This window comes from Burkholderia sp. 4NA327C6, from assembly GCF_005502655.1.
GTDB classification, from domain to species: domain Bacteria; phylum Pseudomonadota; class Gammaproteobacteria; order Burkholderiales; family Burkholderiaceae; genus Burkholderia; species Burkholderia contaminans.
In genome coordinates, this window is record NZ_SCNZ01000037.1 from 1 (window position 1) to 22,000 (window position 22,000).

The 22,000-nt window shown below is 69.2% G+C and carries 21 protein-coding genes; 10 read left to right on the top strand and 11 right to left on the bottom strand.

From position 1 onward, the window contains the following. Nucleotides 1-152: 152 nt before the first annotated feature. Together FFS49_RS42420 and FFS49_RS29640 are read right to left on the bottom strand one after the other, a co-directional pair. Nucleotides 153-1,160, bottom strand: coding sequence for a hypothetical protein (locus FFS49_RS42420; protein ID WP_191225517.1), 1,008 nt, complete (start codon nt 1,158-1,160; stop codon nt 153-155). Nucleotides 1,161-1,220: 60 nt separating this feature from the next. Beyond that, nucleotides 1,221-2,066 carry an aldo/keto reductase gene (locus FFS49_RS29640; RefSeq protein ID WP_105818784.1) on the bottom strand — a complete coding sequence of 282 codons (846 nt, stop codon included), beginning with the start codon at nt 2,064-2,066 and terminating at the stop codon, nt 1,221-1,223. Nucleotides 2,067-2,232: 166 nt separating this feature from the next. Between FFS49_RS29640 and FFS49_RS29645 the strand changes: the two genes are divergently transcribed. Next, nucleotides 2,233-2,979 (top strand): GntR family transcriptional regulator, encoded by a 747-nt coding sequence (locus tag FFS49_RS29645; protein WP_011352976.1) that lies wholly within the window; start codon nt 2,233-2,235, stop codon nt 2,977-2,979. A gap of 21 nt (nt 2,980-3,000) precedes the next feature. On the opposite strand, the gene FFS49_RS29650 is transcribed toward FFS49_RS29645, so the two are convergent. Together FFS49_RS29650 and FFS49_RS29655 are read right to left on the bottom strand one after the other, a co-directional pair. Further along, complete coding sequence (locus tag FFS49_RS29650; RefSeq protein WP_105818785.1) at nt 3,001-4,392, bottom strand: CoA transferase; 1,392 nt, start codon at nt 4,390-4,392, stop codon at nt 3,001-3,003. Nucleotides 4,393-4,842: 450 nt separating this feature from the next. Beyond that, nucleotides 4,843-5,166 (bottom strand): DUF2917 domain-containing protein, encoded by a 324-nt coding sequence (locus FFS49_RS29655; RefSeq protein ID WP_105818786.1) that lies wholly within the window; start codon nt 5,164-5,166, stop codon nt 4,843-4,845. Nucleotides 5,167-5,384: 218 nt separating this feature from the next. On the opposite strand from FFS49_RS29655, the gene mdtD reads away from it, so the two are divergent. Together mdtD and FFS49_RS29665 are read left to right on the top strand one after the other, a co-directional pair. Beyond that, complete coding sequence (gene mdtD, locus FFS49_RS29660) at nt 5,385-6,821, top strand: multidrug transporter subunit MdtD (protein WP_039368231.1); 1,437 nt, start codon at nt 5,385-5,387, stop codon at nt 6,819-6,821. Between the two features lie 190 nt (nt 6,822-7,011). Then, complete coding sequence (locus FFS49_RS29665) at nt 7,012-8,286, top strand: EAL domain-containing protein (protein WP_039368234.1); 1,275 nt, start codon at nt 7,012-7,014, stop codon at nt 8,284-8,286. A gap of 22 nt (nt 8,287-8,308) precedes the next feature. On the opposite strand, the gene FFS49_RS29670 is transcribed toward FFS49_RS29665, so the two are convergent. From FFS49_RS29670 to FFS49_RS29680, 3 genes are all read right to left on the bottom strand, one after another. Further along, entirely contained in the window at nt 8,309-8,911 is a 603-nt protein-coding gene (locus tag FFS49_RS29670; protein WP_039368236.1) for a class I SAM-dependent methyltransferase, read from the bottom strand. A 100-nt stretch (nt 8,912-9,011) separates the two neighbouring features. After that, the gene (locus FFS49_RS29675; protein ID WP_105818787.1) at nt 9,012-10,058 is read right to left on the bottom strand and encodes a 2-dehydropantoate 2-reductase; all 1,047 of its coding nucleotides are present in this window, start codon (nt 10,056-10,058) and stop codon (nt 9,012-9,014) included. Next, on the bottom strand, nt 10,051-10,575 hold the full coding sequence (locus FFS49_RS29680) for an Mpo1-like protein (protein WP_105818788.1): 525 nt from the start codon (nt 10,573-10,575) through the stop codon (nt 10,051-10,053). The genes FFS49_RS29675 and FFS49_RS29680 overlap by 8 nt, the downstream gene beginning before the upstream one ends. A gap of 81 nt (nt 10,576-10,656) precedes the next feature. Here FFS49_RS29680 and FFS49_RS29685 point away from each other — a divergent pair, with 81 nt between their 5' ends. Further along, nucleotides 10,657-11,364, top strand: a complete 708-nt coding sequence (locus tag FFS49_RS29685) for a Crp/Fnr family transcriptional regulator (protein WP_071334977.1) — start codon at nt 10,657-10,659, stop codon at nt 11,362-11,364. Between the two features lie 88 nt (nt 11,365-11,452). Then, nucleotides 11,453-12,664, top strand: a complete 1,212-nt coding sequence (chrA, locus tag FFS49_RS29690) for a chromate efflux transporter (RefSeq protein ID WP_071334978.1) — start codon at nt 11,453-11,455, stop codon at nt 12,662-12,664. Between the two features lie 108 nt (nt 12,665-12,772). Here chrA and sodB read toward each other — a convergent pair whose 3' ends face one another. Together sodB and xseA are read right to left on the bottom strand one after the other, a co-directional pair. Beyond that, a complete protein-coding gene (gene sodB / locus FFS49_RS29695) occupies nt 12,773-13,351 on the bottom strand; it encodes a superoxide dismutase [Fe] (protein WP_011352986.1) in 579 nt (192 codons plus the stop codon). Between the two features lie 227 nt (nt 13,352-13,578). Continuing rightward, nucleotides 13,579-14,961, bottom strand: coding sequence for an exodeoxyribonuclease VII large subunit (xseA, locus tag FFS49_RS29700; RefSeq protein WP_105818789.1), 1,383 nt, complete (start codon nt 14,959-14,961; stop codon nt 13,579-13,581). Nucleotides 14,962-15,411: 450 nt separating this feature from the next. Between xseA and lpxK the strand changes: the two genes are divergently transcribed. The 5 genes from lpxK (at nt 15,412) to FFS49_RS29725 (ending at nt 19,435) form a co-directional block, all read left to right on the top strand. Next, nucleotides 15,412-16,440, top strand: coding sequence for a tetraacyldisaccharide 4'-kinase (gene lpxK / locus FFS49_RS29705; RefSeq protein WP_039368256.1), 1,029 nt, complete (start codon nt 15,412-15,414; stop codon nt 16,438-16,440). Beyond that, complete coding sequence (locus FFS49_RS29710) at nt 16,421-16,615, top strand: Trm112 family protein (protein ID WP_010090898.1); 195 nt, start codon at nt 16,421-16,423, stop codon at nt 16,613-16,615. Before lpxK ends, FFS49_RS29710 begins: the two co-directional genes overlap by 20 nt. 109 nt (nt 16,616-16,724) lie before the next feature. Continuing rightward, nucleotides 16,725-17,510 carry a 3-deoxy-manno-octulosonate cytidylyltransferase gene (kdsB, locus tag FFS49_RS29715; protein ID WP_071334980.1) on the top strand — a complete coding sequence of 262 codons (786 nt, stop codon included), beginning with the start codon at nt 16,725-16,727 and terminating at the stop codon, nt 17,508-17,510. Nucleotides 17,511-17,718: 208 nt separating this feature from the next. Further along, nucleotides 17,719-18,381 carry an adenylate kinase gene (gene adk / locus FFS49_RS29720; RefSeq protein ID WP_027785236.1) on the top strand — a complete coding sequence of 221 codons (663 nt, stop codon included), beginning with the start codon at nt 17,719-17,721 and terminating at the stop codon, nt 18,379-18,381. Nucleotides 18,382-18,676: 295 nt separating this feature from the next. Continuing rightward, a complete protein-coding gene (locus FFS49_RS29725; RefSeq protein WP_105818790.1) occupies nt 18,677-19,435 on the top strand; it encodes an SDR family NAD(P)-dependent oxidoreductase in 759 nt (252 codons plus the stop codon). A gap of 64 nt (nt 19,436-19,499) precedes the next feature. On the opposite strand, the gene FFS49_RS29730 is transcribed toward FFS49_RS29725, so the two are convergent. Together FFS49_RS29730 and murJ are read right to left on the bottom strand one after the other, a co-directional pair. After that, the gene (locus FFS49_RS29730; RefSeq protein WP_039368457.1) at nt 19,500-20,342 is read right to left on the bottom strand and encodes a SirB1 family protein; all 843 of its coding nucleotides are present in this window, start codon (nt 20,340-20,342) and stop codon (nt 19,500-19,502) included. Between the two features lie 8 nt (nt 20,343-20,350). Next, nucleotides 20,351-21,901 carry a murein biosynthesis integral membrane protein MurJ gene (gene murJ / locus FFS49_RS29735; RefSeq protein WP_046544567.1) on the bottom strand — a complete coding sequence of 517 codons (1,551 nt, stop codon included), beginning with the start codon at nt 21,899-21,901 and terminating at the stop codon, nt 20,351-20,353. Nucleotides 21,902-22,000 lie beyond the last annotated feature (99 nt).

The following is a 22,000-nucleotide window of genomic DNA, read 5'->3' on the forward strand; positions in this document are numbered from 1 at the left end:
CTTCGGGTGGCGGCACTTCGGGTGGCGGCACTTCGGGAGGCGGAACTTCCGGTGGCGGAACTTCCGGTGGCGGAACTTCCGGTGGCGGCACTTCGGGAGGCGGCACTTCGGGAGGCGGCACTTCGGGAGGCGGAACTTCGGGAGGTGGGACATCAGGCGGCGGAGGTCATGGCGGACATGGTGGCCATGGCGGTGGTGGTGGCGACGGTGACGGCGGTGGCAACGGCGGCCATGGCGACGGTGATGGTGGCGGTCATGGCAACGGTGGTGGCCATGGCGATGGTGACGGCGGCGGTCACGGCAACGGTGGTGGCCATGGCGATGGTGACGGCGGCGGTCACGGCAACGGTGGTGGCCATGGCAACGGCGATGGCGGCGGTCACGGCGACGGTGGCGGCCACGGCAACGGCGATGGCGGCGGCCACGGCAACGGTGGTGGCCACGGCAACGGCGATGGCGGCGGCCACGGCAACGGTGGTGGCCACGGCAATGGCGATGGCGGCGGTCACGGCGACGGTGGCGGCCATGGCAATGGTGACGGCGGTGGTCACGGCAATGGCGATGGCGGTGGCGGCGGTCACGGCGACGGTGGCGGCCATGGCAACGGCGATGGCGGTGGTCACGGCAACGGTGGTGGCCATGGCAATGGTGACGGCGGCGGCCACGGCAACGGTGGTGGCCATGGCAATGGTGACGGCGGTGGTCACGGCAACGGTGGTGGCCATGGCGATGGTGACGGCGGCGGTCACGGCAACGGTGGTGGCCATGGCAACGGTGACGGCGGTGGTCACGGCAACGGTGGTGGCAACGGCAATGGCGATGGCGGCGGTCACGGCAACGGTGGTGGCCATGGCAATGGTGACGGCGGTGGTCACGGCAACGGTGGTGGCCACGGCAATGGCGATGGCGGCGGTCACGGCAACGGTGGTGGCAACGGTAATGGAAACGGCAGTGGCGGCGCCGGCAATGGCGGGGCCAACGGTGTCGGCAACGGTCGCGGCAATGGCAGTGGTGCTGGCGGCAACAGCGGCTCGGGCAACGGCGGCAGCACCGGTGGCCACGGCAACGGTGGCGGCAACGGCAATGGAAACGGCAGTGGCGGCGTCGGCAATGGCGGGCCCAACGGTCACGGCACCGGGAACGGCAATGGCGGCGGTCACGGCAACGGCGGATCGTCGGGAGGCAGCCACTGACCTGCTGTGTTGATCCGCCGGGTATCGTCAGAGCATCTCGAGCGCGCGCTTGCTGCGCGGCGGACGGAAGTAAGCGTCAAGCTGCACGCGCTCGTCATCGCTGAAGACGAAATCGAGCGCGGCCCGGTTGTCGCGCACGTGTTCGAGCCGCGACGCCTTCGGGATCGCGAACACCTCCGGCTGCGCGAGCACCCACGCGAGCGCGACGCGCATCACCGACACACCGCGCTGCCGCGCGATCTCGTCGAGCGGCGAGTGCTTCGGCAGCCGCCCGTGATCCACCGGGCTGTAGGCCATCGCCGGCATCCGGTGCTCGGCAAGCCACGGCAGCAAGTCGAACTCGGGGCCGCGACGCGCGACGTTGTAAAGGATCTGGTTGGTCGCACACGCGCCGCCACCGGCTTCATCGACGAGCTCGGCCATGTCCGCCGTATCGAAGTTGCTGACGCCCCAGTGACGGATCTTGCCCGCGCGCTGCAGCGCCTCGAAGCCTTCGACCGTCTCTTCGAGCGGCACCGAGCCGCGCCAGTGCAGCAGGTACAGGTCGAGGCGATCGGTACGCAGGCGCTTGAGGCTCGCATCGCACGCGGCGACGACACCGCGCCGGCTCGCATGGTGCGGATAGACCTTGCTGACGAGGAACACGTCGTCGCGCAAGCCCGCGAGTGCTTCACCGACCAGTTCCTCGGTCGCGCCGTCACCGTACATCTCGGCCGTATCGACCAGCGTCATCCCGAGCGCGACGCCTTCGCGCAGCGCCGCGATCTCGTCGGCGCGCCTGGCGGGCCGCTCGCCCATTTCCCACGTGCCCAGGCCAAGCTTCGGAATCGTCTCGCCGTCCGGCAGGACGACCGTGGCGATCGTGTCTGTCATGCGTTCCTCGTTGCGGATTCGTGGCCGCGCACCGCGGCCCAGCCATGGAATACGACACATCAGTGTAGTCAATCGGCGCGCCATTCACCTATTGCACGGCAAAAACCGGCTATAACGGCGCCACGTGATGACTTAGAATGGCCGCAATCAGATCGATACCCACTCCATGAAGGCATCCACGGACGACCGCTGGCAGGACCTGCGCCCCGACCCCGACAACGACACGCCGCTCTACCTGCAGCTCGCCCGCAAGCTCGGCGACGCGATCCACGACAACCGCTGGACGGCCGGGGAGGCATTGCCCTCCGAACGCGTGCTGTCCGATGCGCTCGGCGTCTCGCGCATCACCGCGCGCAAGGCGATCGCGCTGCTCGTCGAGCAAGGCCTGATTCGCCGCACGCAGGGCGCCGGCAACTTCATCCAGCCACGCTACGAAGATCCGCTGTCGCGGCTGTCGAGCTTCAGCGAAATGCTCGAACGGCGCGGCTTCAAGCCGAGCTCGCAATGGCTCGCGCGCGAGATCCAGCCGGCGAACCGCGACGAAGTGATCCAGCTCGGGCTGTCGCCGGCCGCGTCGGTCACGCGCCTGAAGCGCCTGCGTCTCGCCGACGGCATCGTGATGGCCGTCGAGAATTCGACGTTTCCCGCGACGCTGATCCCCGATCCGCAGGCGATCGGCGGCTCGCTGTACAGCTATCTCGAAGCGCGCGGCACGCCGATCGTGCGCGCGCTGCAGCATTTCCGCGCCGTCAACGCGACCGACGAGATCGCCGAGCAGATGGGCATCGCGCCGCACGACGCGCTGCTGCTGATCACACGAATCGGCTATACGTCGGACCAGCGCGCGATCGAACTGACCGACACCTACTGCCGCAACGACTACTACGACTTCGTCGTCGAGCTGCGCAAGTAACGCCGGCCGCGCCGCCGGCGCTCACAGCCAGCGCGCGTCATCGGTGCCGAGCGGCACGGGCGGTCGCGCAAGCGACGGCGGTGTCGCCGACAACCGCTCGGCCGGCCGCACCACGTCGAGCGTGCCGAACGGCGACGCGATGCGCTCGATCCGGTCGCGCACGTCGGTGCGCGTGAAGTCGGGTGCGTGCGGGCCGTCCGGCACGATGCCGAACGACTGCAGCCAGCGTCCCGTCTGCGCGAGCGACAGCCGTACGTGCCAGCTCCCCCCTTCGCGCGCCCGGCGCGCGAGCGCGATCATCGCACCGAACGCCGCGAGATAACCCGTTGCATGATCGAGCGCCTGGCACGGCAGGTGGCGCGGCCCGTCCGCGTGCGCGGCCTGCTGCTCCTGCCATGCGATCCCGCTCGCCGACTGCACGAGGCTGTCGAAGCCGCGCCGCTGCGCCCACGGACCCGCATGCCCGTACGCGGATATCGATACGTACACGATGCCGGGCCGCCGCATCGCCAGTGCGTGGGGCGCGAAGCCGCGCGCTGCGAGCGCGCCGGGCCGGTACGACTGCAGGAACACATCCGCATCGTGTGCGAGCGCGTGCAGCGTATCGATGCCCGCCGCGTCGCGCAGGTCGATCCACGCCGAACGCTTGCCGCGCCCGTTGTCGATCACGAGCGGCGCGATGTTCGGCAGGTGCGGGCCGTTGACGAGCAGCGTCTGCGCGCCGTGCGACGCCAGCGTGCGGCCCGCGACCGGCCCCGCGATGATGCGCGTGAGATCGAGCACACGCACACCCGTGAGCGGCTGGCCGGCTTCGCCGCGACCGATCGGCTCGACCGGCGCGTCACCGATCCGCTCGATTTCGAACAGCGGCAGCGACGCGATCGCGCGCGCCTGCTCGAGCGACGCCCACTCGTCAGGTGTTCTGATCAATGCCGCGCACAGCCCGGCGTCGGCCAGCGCGGTATCGAGTGCCGCACCGTCCCGCGCGCGGATCGCCGCGGCAACAGCGTCCCGCTGCGCGCCGCAGCCGAGTACGTCGAGAATTCCGTTCAGGTGATGCGGGAAGTTCGCGTGCAACTGGATCCAGCGGCCGTCGCCCGTCTCGAAGAAGCCCGTCACCGGATGACGCAACTCCGGCGGCGGACCATCGTCCACGCGCAGGTAGCGTTCGCTGCGGAACGCGACGAGCGCGTCGCGCACCGACACGTCGACGGATTGCGCGACGCCCGTGCGAAGGCGGTGGCATTCGGCCGCCGCGAGCCCGGCTGCCGCGATCGTCGCCGCGGCCAGCGTGCCGACGCGGAAGGTCGACGGCAACGTCGGGTCCTGCCCCGTCACGGTCGCACGGGCGAGCGCGCCGGGGTCGCCGCGTGCGAGCCGCCACAGATGCGCCAAAGCGAGTTCGGGTGTCATGGCGGAATGAGCGGTGAGGTGGACAAGATCGAGTCTAGGATCGGCGGCAGTCGCGAGCAATACTGGCCGCACGAATCCGCACGTCATGCACGGTCGCATTCCCTGCGCTCCGGCAGAAGCGGCCGACATCACACCTTCCAGTGCGCAGGAAGCCAGCCAATCTCCTCTATACCGGCGCGAACCCCTGCACATGTGAACCGTGACCTGCTGCGCTCACTACCGGATCACGCAACCGGGCACTGCTGCCATCATGCGGACCGAGCGCGGCTGCCCGCACGCTGCCGTGCCGACGCGAAACGCTCGCGCGGCGGCGGCGAACGTTCGTTCGACCGGAATGCACCGGAGCCGGACTCGCAGATCACGCAGATATCCGCATGATCAAACGGCCTGCAGGATCACGCATGCGCTCGAACAATGTCAGGACAGGGAACGAATCCCGCCCCGGGCGCGCTACGTCGGCAGCGATACAGGCGCATGACGCCGGCCGTCTCGCCACGAGACGAGCGGCCTCCACCACGGGTGCGCAGCGCGCGGCGCCGGCACCTCGAGCGGACCGAACGCGAACGTCGCATGCTGCGACCCCGCGCCGACCCATACATGCATGCCGGGCGTCAGCATCAGCGAGGCCCCGGCCCCCAGCCAGTGATCATCCGGCAAGCCCTCGATCGTCACCCAGACCTCGCCGTCGGCCACCTCCAGCGAGGTGCGATCGACGATCCGCCACCGACCGGCCGGCTCGTCGCCATCGATCACATAAAGTCGCAGTTCGCGCATGGCAGCCTCCTGGTCGCACCGGTCCGATGGCGTCAGTATTTCGGACAGCGGCAGCACACGGACAGATACGGCTGCAGACACTTTTGGCTGAACTGTACTGGTCGATCGACGGGGACGGGCGCCCGCCGGCCGGACTTCGCGCCGCCCTTGCGCCGAACCGGCACGACGCGACGGCTTTCCCTACAATGTCGGCTGTCCCGCGCCACCATCCCGCCCCCATGTTCCAGCGTCCGCCTGCCGCCGCCCCCGGCGAAAAAAACCTCACCGTGATGCTCTGGCTCGTCGCAACGGGCTTCTTCATGCAGACGCTCGATGCGACGATCGTGAACACGGCGCTGCCGTCGATGGCCGCGAGCCTTGGCGAATCGCCGCTGCGGATGCAGTCGGTCGTGATCGCGTACTCGCTGACGATGGCGGTGATGATCCCGGTGTCGGGCTGGCTCGCCGATACCTTCGGCACGCGGCGCGTGTTCTTCAGCGCGATCCTGGTGTTCTCGCTCGGCTCGCTGCTGTGCGCGAATGCGCATACGCTCACGCAACTTGTCGCGTTCCGCGTCGTGCAGGGGGTCGGCGGCGCGATGCTGCTGCCGGTCGGACGGCTCGCGGTGCTGCGCACCTTTCCGGCGGAGCGCTACCTGGCCGCGCTGTCGTTCGTCGCGATTCCCGGCCTGATCGGCCCGCTGATCGGGCCGACGCTCGGCGGCTGGCTCGTGAAGATCGCGTCGTGGCACTGGATCTTCCTGATCAACGTGCCGGTCGGCGTCGCGGGCTGCATCGCGACCTTCTATTCGATGCCCGATTCACGCAACCCGGCCGTCGGCCGTTTCGACCTGAAGGGCTACCTGCTGCTGACGATCGGCATGGTCGCGATCTCGCTGTCGCTCGACGGGCTCGCCGATCTCGGGATGCAGCACGCGGCCGTGCTCGTGCTGCTGATCCTGAGCCTAGCGTGCTTCGTCGCGTACGGGCTGTATGCGGTGCGCGCGCCGCAACCGATCTTTTCACTGGAACTGTTCCGGATCCATACCTTCAGCGTCGGGCTGCTCGGCAACCTGTTCGCGCGGATCGGCAGCGGCGCGATGCCGTACCTGATCCCGCTGCTGCTGCAGGTGAGCCTCGGCTACTCGGCCTTCGAGGCCGGGCTGATGATGCTGCCGGTGGCCGCCGCCGGGATGTTCTCGAAGCGGATCATCACGCGCCTGATCACGCAGCACGGCTACCGCAAGGTGCTGCTCGCGAACACGATCATGGTCGGCGTGATGATGGCCAGCTTCGCGCTGATGCGCGACACGGTGCCGGTGTGGGTGAAGGTCGTGCATCTGGCGCTGTTCGGCGGCTTCAACTCGATGCAGTTCACCGCGATGAACACGCTGACGCTGAAGGATCTCGGCACGGGCGGCGCGAGCAGCGGCAACAGCCTGTTCTCGCTGGTGCAGATGCTGTCGATGAGCCTCGGCGTCACGGTCGCGGGCGCGCTGCTCGCGACGTTCACGGGCATGCTGCGCACCGTGACGCCGAGCAACACGCTGCCGGCGTTCCATGCGACGTTCATCTGCGTCGGGATCATCACGGCGGCTTCCGCGTGGATCTTCGCGCAGCTCGCGCCCGAGATCCGCAGTACCGCGCGCAAGACCGACCCGTCCGAGCGCGCGTGATGCGTGGTGCGCGCCGAACCGGGTCGGCGCGCACCATCACGGTGCATCGCAGCCCCGCGATGCGCATCTGATACATCCGCCATGCCCGGCGACGCCACCGCGACGCGCCGCCGCACGGGGTACGATGCCGTGCACGCTTCTTGCTCGCCTATTCTCTAGGTAAACTGGCAGTCTTCCTTCGGCCGACATCATGAGCATGATCGAAATCGATCCCCCCGGCTTTCAGCCGCCCCGCCCCGTCGCGGGCGACGACGGGAACCGGCGCACCGTGCTGTACGGCGGCTACACCGTGTTCAGCGTGTTCCAGCCCGTTTTCTCGGTGTCGCACCGCCGCGCGATCGGCTATCACGCGTCGCTGCGCGCGCACGACGAGGAAAGCCGCCAGGTGGCGTCGCACGAGGTGTTCACGCAGGCGGCGCGGCGCGGCGACCTGCTCGAGCTCGGCCGGCTCGCCGAATCGCTGCATCTCGGCAACTTCCACGCATTCGACAGCCATGACGAATGGCTCTTCCTGAGCCTGCATCCGGCCGCGCTGATGGACACCGTCTACAGCGACGCGATGCTCGCGAACCTGAAGGCGCTCGGGCTGCCGCCGCATCGCGTGGTGCTAGAGGTGCCCGAACAGGCAGGCGGCGAAACGCCGCGCTACGCGGCGATCGTCGACGGGCTGCGCAAGGCCGGCTTCCTGATCGCGCTGGTCGGATTCGGCGCGAAGCATTCGAACATCGACCGCGTGTGGCACCTGCATCCCGACATCGTCACGCTCGACCGCGGCATCCTCGCGCAGGCGAGCGAGCACTCACATCTCGAACGCGTGCTGCCGGGGCTCGTGTCGCTGCTGCACGAATCCGGGCAACTCGTGCTGATGGGCGGGCTCGCGACCGAGCGCGACGCGCTGATCGCACTGGAGTGCGACGTCGATTTCGTGCAGGGCCAGTACTTCGCGGGGCCGAGCGTCGAACCGGTGCAGCCGCAGGCCGCCGCGGGCTGCATGGACACACTGTCGGCCGCGTTGCGGCTGCGCGTCGCGGAACGCGAGCGCACGCAGGCGGAACGGCTCGCACCGTACGTCGCGGCGCTCGAGGAAGCAAGCCGCAAGCTCGGCGCAGGCGAGCCGCTCACCGACGCGGCGGCCGTCGTGCTCGGGCTGCCCGAGACCGCGCGCTGCTTCCTGCTCGACGCATCGGGTCGCCAGATCGGCGACAACGTGCTCGCACGCGGCAGCGTCTCGCAGCGCGCCAAGCGCTTCCGGCCGCTGCTGCACTCCGAAGGCGCGAGCTGGGAACGTCGCCCGTACTTCATCGACGCGATGCGCGCACCGGGCCGTGTGCACCTGACGGCGCCCTACCTGTCGATCAACGAGGCGCACCTGTGCGTGACCGCATCGATCGCCGCGCCGGTCGCGACCGGCATGCAGGTACTTTGCGTCGACATCAACTGGGAAGCGGCACTCAACCGCGAATGAACGCGCCGCCGCGCCGCCCTGCTCAGGCCGCGGCGGTCTTGCGTACGATCAGCCGGTGCACGCGCTTGCCGGACGATGCGCTGACGACTTCGTGCTCGTCGATCACCTGCGTGCCGGCGCCGAGCGCCGCCCGCATCCGCGCCGAATCGAGCGGCGTGTAGAGGCGGCCGCGCTCGTCGCGCAACGCGCCGTTTCCGGCCACCCGCCAGCTCATGTACAACGTGCCGCCCGGCATCAGCAGATCGGCCAGCCGCGTGGCGGCGGCCGCCGCTTCCGCCTGTTCGAGATGCATGACGACCGTTTCGCACAGCACGTTGCGAAACGCGCCGGACGGCACGCCGGCCAGCGCCGGCAGCGCAGCCAGCTCGAAGGTGAGGTCCGGATGGTGGCGCCGCGCCTCGTCGAGCAGCGCGGCGCTCGCGTCGTAGCCGCGCACGTCGAAGCCGCGCGACGCGAGCCAAGCCGTATCGCGTCCGGCCCCGCAGCCGACGTCCGCAGTCGGCCCCGGCAAGAAATGCTGCTCCAGCAGCGCGTACATGTCGTCGGGCGCAGCCTGGTCGAGCCAGTCCTGCGCGTATTGCGCGGCATGGGCGTCGTAGGCATCGAGAGTCGGGCGATCCACCATGGTGACGGCTCCGTAAAGGCGTCGCATGACGCACTCCGCATCTTAGCCGTTGCACACTCCGTTCGGCATCGCGCACGGCCACGCGGCGAGTCGTGCAGCCCTACGCAGCCCGCACGTTGCCCGTATGCGGCGCCTGCGCGGTCAGCTCGGCCCACAGCGCATCGCCGCGCCAGGCCGGACGCGCCGCCGCACGTTCCGCGTCGTGCACGAGCGCGCAGAGTCGCGCATTGACGGGCGCCTGCCCGCCGAAGTGGGCGGCCAGCCGCACGATCTCGCCGTTGATCCACTCGACTTCCGTCGCCCGCCCCGACGCAAGATCGTCGGACATCGACGAACGCGCGAGCGGATCGATCGCGAGCATCCGGCCGCCAAGCACGCGAAACGCCGGATCGGGCAAGTCGAGCACGGCCGGGAGCCACCCGGCCGGCAACGGCGTCAGCCGCGCGGGCCGGATCGCGGCCCGCGCCAGCCAGTGCAGCGCTTCGCGCTGCGCAAGCGCGACGCAGCGCCGGTACGCACGTTGCGCGAGTTCGTCGCGCAGCGGCAGGTTCGCGAGCGCGTTGACCGCGTTGTTCAGGTTGAGCAGCAGCTTCGCCCATTGCACGGCCCGCATGTCGCGATGCAGCGCGAGCGGCAGCCCGGCACGCGCGAATGCGCCGGCGAACGGCGTCAGCGCGGGGGAGGCTTCGGCCGCCAGCGCACCGGCCGAGCCTTGGTGAAACGCACCGGGCTCGCGCTCGATCACGTTGAACGGCACCATGCCGGCCAGCACGGTGGCTTGCGGCAGCGCTTCGCGCAGCACGTCGGCGTTATGCAGGCCGTTCTGGAAGCTGATCACGACCGTGCCATTCCGCAGCACGCCGGCAAGCTGCGCCGCGGCCTCACGCGTCGCGGCCGATTTGACCGCCACGAGCACGAGCCGCGCGGTCGCCGCAGCCGCCGGATCGGTCTCGAACACGACATCGGCCGGCGCGAGGGTCGCGCGATAGCCGCGCTGGTCGGTCAGCGTCAGCCCGTGCCGAAGAATCGCGTCGCCGATCCGTGCACGGCCGACGAGCGTCACATCCGCGCCAGCCGCCGCAAGACGTCCGCCGAGATAGCAGCCGACGGCACCCGCGCCGAACACGCAGGCCGGTGCGTCAGACATGCGAATGCGCGCCGCCGTGCACGGGCCCGGCCCGACGCTCGACTTCGCGGCGCACGTCGCCGCGCAGCCCCGCGAAGAACGCGACCTCGGCGACGACGAACAGCGGCCCGACCATCAGGCCGACCAGATCGTCGACAAACGCGGGCTTGCGCCCCTCGAACCAGTGCCCGACGAACTGCACGATCCAGCCGACGACGAACGCGCCGACGCCGACTGCGAGCCATTGCACGGTCGGCAGCAACGCGAGCGCCTGGGCGGCCCACAGGCCGAGCGCGAACAGCGCGGTCATCACGATCCCGAACCGCAGGTCGAGGCGCAGATAGAACACCGCGAACGCGACGGCCATCAGCAGCGCCGGCGACAGCGCGACGCCGGCCAGCATCCCGAGCGCCGGCCGCGACAACAGCACCTCGACCGCGAACACGATCATCGGAATGCCGACCAGATGCGTCGCGATGTTGCGCGCGTCGCGGTGGTAGGCCGCATACTGGGCAAGATGGTCTTCGAGCGTTTTCATCGCGTCTCCTGGTCCATGGTTGAGCGCTATGATGCGCGTCACGCCCGAGAACCTCTGTCAGCTACCCGACATCGCGCGCCCATGCCCTCTCCGCTTGCCCCGTACCTGCCGCAGATCGAAGCGAACCCGTGGTTCGCCGCGCTGCCGCCCGCGTTGCGCGCGGACCTGCTCGCCCGCGCGGCGCTGCGCCGGCTGCCGGCCGGCCATGCGTTGTTCCGGCGCGGCGACCCGCCATGCGGGCTGTACGCGGTACTGGCCGGTTCACTCACGATAGGTGCGGTCGACCCGCAGGGCAAGGAAGCGCTGCTGACGGTGGCCGAGCCCGTCACCTGGTTCGGCGAAATCGCGCTGTTCGACGGCCAGCCGCGCACGCACGACGCGATCGCACTCGACGACGCGCTGCTGCTGCACGTGCCGCAGGCCGCGCTGCTCGCGATCCTCGACGCGACGCCGCAATACTGGCGGCAATTCGCGCTGCTGATGGCGCAGAAGCTGCGCCTGAGCTTCCTGACCGTCGAATCGATGAGCGTGATGCCGGCCGCGCAGCGGCTCGCCGCCCGCCTGCTGATGATCGCCGACGGCTACGGCGGAATCAGCGCCGGGCGCACCCGCATCCGGCTGTCGCAGGAAAAGCTCGCGGCGATGCTGTCGCTGACGCGGCAGACCACCAACCAGTTGCTGAAAGCGCTGCAGGCCGACGGCGTCGTGCGGCTGCACGTGGGCGAAATCGAGCTCGTCGACATCGATGCGCTGCGGCGGGCGAGCGGGTTGCCCGACGGCATGCGCTGAGTTTCGGCACCACCGCAGCGCGGCCTCCCCGCCGTCACCGCGTTGCGCTATCGTGGCGGCTCGTCCGTTCATCTCTGTCCGCACCGCCTTGAGCACGTCAACCGCCTCCGCTCCTTCCCGCCATCCGTGGCCCGTGTTCATCGCGTTCCTGCGGCTCGGCCTGACGTCGTTCGGCGGCCCGGTCGCGCATCTCGGCTACTTCCGCACCGAATTCGTCACGCGGCGCGGCTGGCTCACCGAGCGCACGTACGCGGATCTCGTCGGGCTGTGCCAGTTCCTGCCGGGGCCCGCGAGCAGCCAGGTCGGAATGGCGATCGGCCTCGCGCGCGCCGGCTACGCGGGCATGTTCGCGGCGTGGCTCGGCTTCACGCTGCCGTCGGCGCTGCTGATGATGCTGTTCGCGCTCGGCGTGCACGCAACGGGCGCGCCGATCGAAGCCGGTGCGCTGCACGGGCTGCGCATCGTGTCGGTCGCCGTGATCGCGCAAGCCGTGTGGGGCATGGCGCGCACGCTGTGCCCGGATGCGCGCCGCGTCACGCTGATGGCCGCGGCCGCCTGCGTGGCGCTGCTCGCGCCGGCCGCGTGGACTCAGGTCGCAGTGATCGTCGCGGCCGGGTTGGCTGGCCTCGTGCTGCTGCCGCAGCCGACGCGTGGCGCGCATGATCCGCTGCCGCTGCACGTGTCGCCTCGCGCGGGCGTGCTGTGGCTCGCGCTGTTCGCGGCGCTCCTCGTCGTCCTGCCGTTTGCGACCCGCACGCTGCGCTCCGATACGCTTGCCGTCGTCGATGCGTTCTTCCGGACGGGCGCGCTCGTGTTCGGCGGCGGACACGTGGTGTTGCCGCTGCTGCAGGCGGCCGTGGTCGCGCCCGGCTGGGTCGGCGATGCGGCGTTCCTGGCCGGATACGGCGTCGCGCAGGCCGTGCCGGGGCCGCTGTTCACGTTCTCGGCGTTCCTCGGCGCGTCGTTGCGCACCGCGCCGAACGGCTGGCTCGGCGGCACGATCGCGCTGGTGTCGATCTTCGCGCCGTCGTTCCTGCTGGTGGCCGGCACCGCGCCGTTCTGGGAACAGCTGCGCCGCAGCACGCGCATGCAGGCCGCGCTCGCGGGCGTGAACGCGGCCGTCGTCGGGCTGCTGGTCGCCGCGCTCTATCACCCGGTCTGGACCGATACGATCGTGGCGCCGCGCGATCTGGCCGCCGCGCTCGTCGCGTTCGTTGCACTGGTGTTCTGGCGCGTACCGCCGTGGGCCGTCGTGATCGCGAGCGCCGCGCTCGGCTGGGGGCTCGGCGTCCTGGCCTGACCGGCGATACGCGCAGCGCGTTCCACCTCGACAGAAAACAAAAAGCCCTCGTTTCGAGGGCTTTCTTGCTGGGTGCCGCGCGCCGTAGCGGCGCGCAGGCGCCGGACCTTACGCGAAGTTCTTCGCTGCGAAGTCCCAGTTCACGATGTTCCAGAACGCTTCGACGAACTTCGGACGTGCGTTGCGGTAGTCGATGTAGTACGCGTGTTCCCACACGTCGATCGTCAGCAGTGCCTTGTCGGCGGTCGTCAGCGGCGTTGCCGCGTTGCTCGTCGACACGATGTCGAGCGAACCGTCAGCCTTCTTCACGAGCCATGCCCAGCCCGAGCCGAACGTGCCGACTGCAGCCTTCGTGAACGCTTCCTTGAATGCGTCGTACGAACCCCACTTCGCGTTGATCGCGTCGCCCAGCGCGCCCGTCGGTGCGCCGCCGCCGTTCGGCGACAGGCTGTTCCAGAAGAACGTGTGGTTCCAGATTTGCGCGGCGTTGTTGAAGATGCCGCCCGACGACTTCTTCACGATCTCTTCCAGCGACAGGTTTTCGAATTCCGTGCCCGGGATCAGATTGTTCAGGTTCGTCACATAAGCCTGATGGTGCTTGCCGTAGTGGTACTGGATCGTCTCGAGCGAGATGGTCGGCGCGAGTGCGTCTTCAGCGTACGGGAGCGGCGGGAGCGTATGAGCCATGGCAATTCCTTCGTTGAGTATGTAGGGAGGCTGTGTTGGATGCTGCCGAGCGTCCGATTGTAGGCGAGGACGAATAACCCCGCAAACTCACGGGCCATTTATCCGCGGTATGCGGAAAAGCGATGTTTGCGCATCGTCCGGCAGGACGAACCCGACGATGAGCAGCATTCGTTCCCGTGCACGATGCGTCCGTTGCGGCAACCTTCGCGCCGCTTGCACCCGTTACGTCAGATCGTATCCGTCAGCCGCGGCTGCACGTCGGCGATCGACACGTCGGCCGAGCCTTCCGCGAGATGCACGGTCAGCCGGCGCTGCGGCTTCAGCGCGTTCGGCGTGCGCACCGCACGGCCCGTCTGCGCATCGATCAGCGCCGCATAGCCGCGCTCGAGCGTGCGCTGCGGGCTCAGCACCTCGAGCCGTGCCGCACAGGCTGACACGCGAGCCATGTCGCGTTCGTGACGGCGCTGCAAGGCCTGTGCAAGACGCTGCGACAGGCCCGCGAGCGCCTGGCGCGCCTGCGACGGATCGGGGCGCGCGCGCTGCCAGCGCAGCTGAGCGAGCGCGAACCGCGCGCGCGCGTCGCGCACCGGTCGCGACGCCGCCGACGCAAGCCGCACCGCGAGTTGCTCGACGTGCGTGCGCTGCCGCTGCAGCCGCTCGGCCGGGCTCACCAGCCGGCGCGCGAGCCAGTCGAGCTGCTGCGCGCGCTGTTCGAGCCGGCGCTCCATGCCGCGCGCGAGCGCGCGCTGGCGCTCGCCGACCTCGCGCAGCAGCAAAGCGCGCTGCGGGCTCGCCAGCTCGGCGGCGCCGGTCGGCGTCGGCGCGCGCACGTCGGCCGCGAAGTCCGCGATCGTGAAATCGGTTTCGTGCCCGACGCCGCTGACGACCGGCAGTTCGCTCGCCGCGATCGCGCGCGCCAGCGCCTCGTCGTTGAACGACCACAGATCCTCGATCGACCCGCCGCCGCGACAGACCAGCAACACGTCGACCTCGCGGCGCGCATTCGCGGTCTCGACGGCCGCGACGAGCTTTTCGGCGGAACCGGCGCCCTGCACGGGCGCCGGATAGACGATCACCGGAATGTGCGGCGCGCGGCGGGCGAGCGTGGTCAGCACGTCGCGCAGCGCCGCCGCCTGCAGCGACGTGACGATGCCGATCGCGCGCGGGTGGGCCGGCAGCGGCCGCTTGCGCTCGGGCGCGAACAGTCCCTCGCTCTCGAGCTGCGCCTTCAGCCGCAGGAACGCCTCGTACAGGCGCCCCTGCCCGGTGCGCCGCACGGCCTCCACATTGAGCTGCACTTCGCCGCGCGGCTCGTACATCGTGACGACCGCGCGCACCTCGATCCGGTCACCTTCGCGCGGCGTGAACTCCGCGTATTGCGCGCGGCCGCGGAACATCACGCAGCGCATCTGCGCCTGCTGGTCCTTGATCGAGAAATACCAGTGGCCGCTCGCGGCGCGCGTGAAATTCGACACTTCGCCCGAAATCCACAGCAGCGGAAACGAGCGCTCGAGCATCGTCGAAATTGCGCGATTGAGCGCTGAAACGGGAATCACTTCGTCGCCGCCGCGGGTCGCGCCCGGTGCGGCAAATGGGGAGTCGGAAGGCATGGACGGTCGGATGAATGCTGGCGGCGACACGATAGTCCGACACGCGCGCGACGTCCAGCGCCGGCCGCATGTACCGTGACGTTCGGAAGGTGTCCACACTTTGGCAATCATCGGCCTGAAACGCGAGAAAACCGCTAAAAAATCCAGACGATTATCTGTAACACATTGATTTTTATATACTTTTAAATCTTTCTGAATGATTCTCATCCGATTCGAAGCCCACCCGGCGGGCGTTTGACGTCATCGAACGAGGAGTTTTTCACAGAGTTATCCACAAGCCGCCACGATCCGGCCCCGCAGGCTGCGGCGGCCGGTCGCGCTTGCCGCGCCCGCCTGCGGCGCGCTAGAGTGCCGCCTTCCGCAGACCCCGCGGCATGCGCCGCCCAACGGAGAATCCGCCTTGACGAATCCGTCCCACGCCGCGGCGCACGACCTGCCGCGCCCGGCCCGATGAGCGCGCCCGATGGCCCGCTCGCCCGGCTCGAAGCCCGCCTGACGCGCGAATGGCAGCGCCGCGGCGCGCTCGCGTGGGCGCTCACGCCGTTTGCATGCGTGTTCGGCCTGTGCGCGGCGTTGCGGCGCACCGCCTACGCGCAGGGCTGGAAGAAGCCGGTCGACGTCGGCGTGCCCGTCGTCGTGGTCGGCAACGTGACCGTCGGCGGCACCGGCAAGACGCCGACCGTGATCGCCCTCGTCGACGCGTTGCGCGCGGCCGGCTTCACGCCCGGCATCGTGTCGCGCGGCTACGGTGCGAACGTGAAGGCGCCGACCGCCGTCACGCCCGCGTCGCGCGCCAGCGCGGGCGGCGACGAACCGCTCCTGATCGCACGCCGCACCGGCGCGCCCGTCTGGGTCTGCCCGGATCGCGTCGCGGCCGCGCAGGCGCTGCGGGCCGCGCATCCGGACGTCGACGTGATCGTCAGCGACGACGGCCTGCAGCATTACCGCCTCGCGCGCACGGTCGAGCTCGTCGTGTTCGACCACCGGCTCGGCGGCAACGGCTTCCTGCTGCCGGCCGGACCGTTGCGCGAGCCGCTGTCGCGGCATCGCGACGCCACGCTCGTCAACGATCCGTACAGCGGCGCGCTGCCGCCCTGGCCCGACACCTATTCGCTCGCGCTCACGCCGGGCGCCGCGTGGCACCTCGACCAGCCCGCGCTGCGCCGCCCGCTGTCGCAATTCGCGAACGAGCGCGTGCTCGCCGCGGCCGGCATCGGCGCGCCGGAACGCTTCTTCGCGACGCTGCGCGCGGCCGGTCTCGCGCCCGCGACGCGCGCGCTCCCCGACCACTACGCGTTCGCCGAAAATCCGTTCGTCGACGACGCCGTCGATGCGATCCTGATCACCGAGAAGGATGCAGTAAAATTGGGCGCTTCCTGGCGCGACGCCCGACTGTGGGTTGTCCCCGTCGAAGCCGCGCTCGACCCTCGCCTCATTGCCCTCGTTGTGGAGAAACTCCGTGGACGCTCGCCTGCTTGAAATCCTTGTGTGCCCTATCTGCAAAGGCCCGCTCCACTATGACCGTGCCGCGCAGGAGCTGATCTGCAACGCGGACAAGCTCGCCTACCCGATCCGCGACGGCATCCCCGTGATGCTCGTCGACGAGGCGCGCCAGACCGTCGAAGGCACGCCGGTCGACCCGGCCGGCCGCTAAGCCGCCCGACCCGGCCCTCGTCGCGGCCCGTCCGCAGCGAGGGCGCCGAACCCGCGGGCGGCCCGCACCAGACGCGCCGCCCGCTCCGCTCTTCTCACCGCCCTCCCCGATGACTCAACCCTTCATCGCCGTCATTCCAGCCCGGCTCGCGTCGACGCGGCTCCCGAACAAGCCGCTCGCCGATCTCGGCGGCAAGCCGATGGTCGTGCGCGTCGCCGAGCGCGCGCGCGAAGCGGGCGCGCAGCAGGTGCTGGTCGCGTCCGACGCGCAGAGCGTGCTCGATGCGGCCCGCGATCACGGTTTCGAAGCGGTGCTGACGCGCGCCGACCATCCGTCCGGCACCGACCGGCTCGCGGAAGTCGCGGCGACGTTCGGGTGGAGCGACGACACCGTCGTCGTCAACGTGCAGGGCGACGAGCCGCTGATCGACCCCGTGCTCGTGCGCGACGTAGCGTCGCACCTCGCGGCCCATCCGGCCTGCGCGATTGCGACGGCCGCCCACCCGATCCACGACGCGGCCGACGTGTTCAACCCGAACGTGGTGAAGGTCGCGCTCGACGCGCAGAGCGTCGCGCTGTACTTCTCGCGCGCGCCGATTCCATGGAGCCGGGACGCGTACCAGCCGCACTGGCCCGACGTCGCGGCCATGCCTGCACCGGCCTTCCCGGTCTATCGGCACATCGGCCTCTATGCCTATCGCGCGCGTTTCCTGCGCACCTATCCGACGCTCGCGCAGGCGCCGATCGAACAGGCCGAGCAGCTGGAACAGCTGCGCGCGCTCTGGCACGGCGAGCGCATCGCAGTGCTGATCACCGAGTCCGCGCCGGAAGCCGGGATCGACACGCCGGCCGATCTCGCACGCGTGCAGGCCCTTTTTCAGCCGTCATCAAAATAACCCGTGGCATAATCAGGCGATTGTGCGAGCCGTCCGCGACCAGCGCGTCCTCGCTTGACCCCGCCCGCGGCCCTGCCGGCAGCCGCGCGTCGCTCAACCCGACGCGCCGCATCAGACCGGCCCGCCACGCGCCAGGCAAGCCCCGCGCACACCGTCGCCGGCGTTTTTTTCGTCTCGCCACACGAATCTACATACTGGAGATATCACCATGCGTTTGATCCTGTTGGGCGCGCCCGGCGCGGGAAAGGGCACCCAGGCAAACTTCATCAAGGAAAAATTCGGCATCCCGCAAATCTCGACGGGCGACATGCTGCGCGCGGCCGTGAAGGCCGGCACGCCGCTCGGCGTCGAGGCGAAGGGCTACATGGACGCCGGCAAGCTCGTGCCGGACGCGCTGATCATCGGCCTCGTCAAGGAGCGCCTGAAGGAATCCGACTGCGCGAACGGCTATCTGTTCGACGGTTTCCCGCGCACGATCGCGCAGGCTGACGCCATGAAGGAAGCCGGCGTCGCGATCGACTACGTGCTCGAGATCGATGTGCCGTTCTCGGAAATCATCGAGCGCATGAGCGGCCGCCGCACGCACCCGGCATCGGGCCGCACGTACCACGTCAAGTTCAACCCGCCGAAGGTCGAAGGCCATGACGACGTGACGGGCGAGCCGCTGATCCAGCGCGACGACGACAAGGAAGAAACCGTCAAGAAGCGTCTCGAAGTGTACGAAGCGCAGACCAAGCCGCTGATCACGTACTACGGCGACTGGGCGCAGCGCGGCGAGGAAAACGGCCTGAAGGCGCCGCAGTATCGCAAGATCTCGGGCCTCGGCAGCGTCGACGAAATCCGCGAGCGCGCGTTTGGCGCACTGAAGTAAGCAGCGCATCGCGCACCCGCAAGCCGCCCGTTCCGGGCGGTTTTTTTTTGCCCGGGCGGGCTTCGCACGACCGCTCCGGTCTCGCCGCCGCGCAAGCGTGCCCCGTACAATCGGTCGGGTGCGGGCGCTCCCGTGACCCGGGCGCCGGCATCTCAACCGCTCGCGCGGCATCGAACCGCGCAACCGCTTTGCGCGGCACCGCAACCGGCGCCGAAGCACGAATAGCGGTCGACCACCTTGGATGGGTCCATCCTGAGCGCTAAAGCGCCAGGGGCGCTCAACAACGGAGACAGTCATGGAAATTCGCGGCAACGTGTTTCTGATCACGGGCGGCGCATCGGGCCTCGGCGCCGGCACCGCGCGGATGCTCGCGCAGGCAGGCGGCACGGTCGTGCTCGCCGACCTGAACGACGCGGCGGGCACGGCGCTCGCGACCGAACTGGGCGGCATCTTCGTGCACTGCGACGTGTCGAGCGAAGCCGACGCGCACGCGGCCGTCAGCGCGGCAACGCAAGCCGGCACGCTGCGCGGCCTCGTGAACTGCGCGGGCATCGCGCCCGCCGCGAAGACCGTCGGCAAGGACGGCGCGCATCCGCTCGACGTGTTCGCGAAGACGATCAACGTGAACCTCGTGGGCACATTCAACATGATCCGGCTCGCGGCCGCCGCGATGGCTGCCACCGCGCCGACGGCGGACGGCGAGCGCGGCGTGATCGTCAGCACAGCGTCGGTTGCCGCGTTCGACGGGCAGATCGGCCAGGCCGCATACGCGGCGTCGAAAGCCGGTGTCGCGGGCATGACGCTGCCGATCGCGCGCGATCTGTCGCGCAGCGGCATCCGTGTGATGACGATCGCGCCCGGCCTGTTCGAGACGCCGATGCTGTTCGGTATGCCGCAGGACGTGCAGGACGCGCTCGGCGCGATGGTGCCGTTCCCGCCGCGGCTCGGCAAACCGGCCGAATACGCGCTGCTGGTGCGCCAGATCGTCGAGAATCCGATGCTCAACGGTGAAGTGATCCGCCTCGACGGCGCGATCCGGATGCAGCCGAAATAGGCATAAAAAAACGCCCGCGATGCGGGCGTTTTTCATTCAGGGGTTCCGGCAGCGTCGCGGTAGCTCAGTCCTCGCCGTCGCGCTGCATCCGCTGCCGCAGTTCGGTCACCTGCGACTCGACGACAGTGGCGTCGTCCGCGTCCGGCCGCTCGCCGAGATACTGTTCGAGATCCTCGAGCGCCGGCCGCAGGTAATCGAGCCGCGCATACGCGAAACCGCGGTCGCGGACTTCGTCGAGGTGCTCAGGCAACAGGATCACGAGCCGCTGCTGCACCGCGAGCAGCCGCTGCCAGCGTTCCGTCTGAAGATAGATCGTCTTCAGGTTGCGCAGCATCCGCGCGATGATCTCGCGGCTCGTCGCCGGCTGCAGCAGCGCGCGCAACGCGCTGTCGACCGCACCGGCCGCACGCGCGACGTACGGCTCGAGCATCTCGACCATCTCGGCTTCGGACAGCGAATGGCCGTTGGCCGGATCGATGATCAGGTCGCCGTCCGGCAGCGTGACGCGCAGCAGGAAGTGACCGGGGAACGACACGCCGCGCGCCGGCACGCCGATCTGCTCGGCGAGCTCCAGATACAGCACCGACAGCGAGATCGGGATCCCGCGCCGCCGCTTCAGCACGGCGTTCAGGTGGCTGTTATCGGGGTCGTAGTAGTCGTTGTGATTGCACGCGAAGCCGAGCTCGCGGAAGAAGAAATCGTTCAGTGCGGCGACGCGGCCCTTCAGGTCCGCATCGTCCGTGAGCCGCCGGCGCAACCGCGCCGCCAGCATGTCGAGTTCGGCCAGCGTGCCCTGCAGGTCGAGGTCGGGATACGCGTCCTGCGCCAGCGACAGCGCCGCTTCCGTGACGGGCAGACTGTCGTCGTCCGCCACGAGCGTGCTGAAGTAGTCGAGGACGCGGGTCATTGCGGTCGTCACTTGGCGCGCCTTCTGAAATAAGCGTATTTGAAGCCCATCACCCACAACATACCGAAATATAGTGCAGCGAACAGCACGAGGCACGCGGCCATCAGCGCGATGCGATCGAGCGGCTGCGTACGCATCCCGGTCCAGTCGAAGCTGATCGACAGCCAGTGCATCAGGCCGGCGAGCACGAGCGCCGCGCCGATCAGCTGCACGAAGAAGCGCAGCCAGCCCGGCGACGGCTGGTAGATGCCGCGCTTGCGCAGCCCGATGAACAGCAGCAGCGAGTTCAGGCACGCGCCGACGCCGATGCTCAGCGTCAGGCCCGCGTGGCCGATCAGCGGCACGAACACGTAGTTCGAGATCTGCGTGACGATCAGCACGCCGATCGCGATCTTCACGGGCGTCTTGATGTCCTGCTTCGCATAGAAGCCCGGCGCGAGGATCTTGATCAGGATGATGCCGACGAGGCCGATCCCGTAGGTCGCCAGCGCGCGCGCGACCATCGTGACGGTGTGCGCGTCGAACTTGCCGTAGTTGAACAGGGTCGCGGTGAGCGGCGTCGCGAAGAAGAACAGCGCGAGCGCACTCGGCGCCGCGAGCAGGAACGTGACGCGCAGGCCCCAGTCGAGCAGCGCCGAATACTCGTGCGAATCGGCATCGACGTGCGCCTTCGACAGGCTCGGCAGCAGGATCGTGCCGAGCGCGACGCCGAGCAGCGCCGTCGGGAATTCCATCAGGCGGTCGGCGTAGTTGATCCACGACACGGCGCCCTGCCCGAGCCGCGACGCGATGTTGGTGTTGATGATCAGCGACAGTTGCGCGACCGACACCGCGAACGTCGCGGGCACCATCTTCGCGAGCACGCGCTTCACGCCCGGGTGGCGCAGCGCGCGCAGCGGGTTGAGGCCGATCAGCGGCACCATGTCGATCTTCTTCAGGCCCGGCAGCTGCACGAGGAACTGCAGCACGCCGCCGACGATGACGGCCCATGCCAACGCAAACACCGGCACCTTCAGGTGCGGCGCGACGAACACGGCCGCGGCGATGAACGCGACGTTGAGCAGCACCGGCGCGAACGCGGGCAGCGAGAAGCTCTTGTACGTGTTCAGCACGCCGGAGGCGAGCGTCGTCAGCGAGATGAACACGATGTACGGGAACATGATCTGCGTCATCGTGACCGCGAGCGGGAACGCCTGCCCGTCGGTGTGCAGGCCGGACGCGACCGCGAATACGACCCACGATGCGCCGGCGATCCCGACCACCGACAGCACGGCAAGCGCCCACGCCAGCACTGTGGACATCGCGTCGACGAGCGCTTTCGTCGCGTCATGCCCCTGCTGGTTCTTGAACTCGGCAAGGATCGGCACGAACGCCTGCGAGAACGCGCCTTCGGCAGACAGGCGGCGCAGCAGGTTCGGGATACGGAAGGCGACGTAGAACGCGTCGGTGTATTGACTGGCGCCGAACGCACGGGCGATCAGCGTCTCGCGGGCCAGTCCGGTCACGCGCGACAGCAGCGTGAAGCCGCTGACCGTCAGCAGGGCTCGGAATAGATTCATGGGGCGCTTATTATACGGACGTTGCGTGGCCCGGCCAGCGGCCGATGCCGAAAAGCGCGCACGCGCGCGGCGCCCTCCTCGGCCTGTGTCACGTTGAAC

Bases quoted from the DNA above. Each gene is read 5' to 3' on its own strand.
- FFS49_RS29685 (WP_071334977.1), top strand. From the start codon at position 10,657: ATGCCCTCTCCGCTTGCCCCGTACCTGCCGCAGATCGAAGCGAACCCG.
- adk (WP_027785236.1), top strand. From the start codon at position 17,719: ATGCGTTTGATCCTGTTGGGCGCGCCCGGCGCGGGAAAGGGCACCCAG.
- lpxK (WP_039368256.1), top strand. From the start codon at position 15,412: ATGAGCGCGCCCGATGGCCCGCTCGCCCGGCTCGAAGCCCGCCTGACG.
- FFS49_RS29680 (WP_105818788.1), bottom strand. From the start codon at position 10,575: ATGAAAACGCTCGAAGACCATCTTGCCCAGTATGCGGCCTACCACCGC.
- FFS49_RS29730 (WP_039368457.1), bottom strand. From the start codon at position 20,342: ATGACCCGCGTCCTCGACTACTTCAGCACGCTCGTGGCGGACGACGAC.
- kdsB (WP_071334980.1), top strand. From the start codon at position 16,725: ATGACTCAACCCTTCATCGCCGTCATTCCAGCCCGGCTCGCGTCGACG.
- xseA (WP_105818789.1), bottom strand. From the start codon at position 14,961: ATGCCTTCCGACTCCCCATTTGCCGCACCGGGCGCGACCCGCGGCGGC.
- FFS49_RS29725 (WP_105818790.1), top strand. From the start codon at position 18,677: ATGGAAATTCGCGGCAACGTGTTTCTGATCACGGGCGGCGCATCGGGC.
- mdtD (WP_039368231.1), top strand. From the start codon at position 5,385: ATGTTCCAGCGTCCGCCTGCCGCCGCCCCCGGCGAAAAAAACCTCACC.
- FFS49_RS29645 (WP_011352976.1), top strand. From the start codon at position 2,233: ATGAAGGCATCCACGGACGACCGCTGGCAGGACCTGCGCCCCGACCCC.
- FFS49_RS29640 (WP_105818784.1), bottom strand. From the start codon at position 2,066: ATGACAGACACGATCGCCACGGTCGTCCTGCCGGACGGCGAGACGATT.
- FFS49_RS29675 (WP_105818787.1), bottom strand. From the start codon at position 10,058: ATGTCTGACGCACCGGCCTGCGTGTTCGGCGCGGGTGCCGTCGGCTGC.
- FFS49_RS29670 (WP_039368236.1), bottom strand. From the start codon at position 8,911: ATGGTGGATCGCCCGACTCTCGATGCCTACGACGCCCATGCCGCGCAA.
- murJ (WP_046544567.1), bottom strand. From the start codon at position 21,901: ATGAATCTATTCCGAGCCCTGCTGACGGTCAGCGGCTTCACGCTGCTG.
- FFS49_RS29655 (WP_105818786.1), bottom strand. From the start codon at position 5,166: ATGCGCGAACTGCGACTTTATGTGATCGATGGCGACGAGCCGGCCGGT.
- FFS49_RS29650 (WP_105818785.1), bottom strand. From the start codon at position 4,392: ATGACACCCGAACTCGCTTTGGCGCATCTGTGGCGGCTCGCACGCGGC.
- FFS49_RS29665 (WP_039368234.1), top strand. From the start codon at position 7,012: ATGAGCATGATCGAAATCGATCCCCCCGGCTTTCAGCCGCCCCGCCCC.
- sodB (WP_011352986.1), bottom strand. From the start codon at position 13,351: ATGGCTCATACGCTCCCGCCGCTCCCGTACGCTGAAGACGCACTCGCG.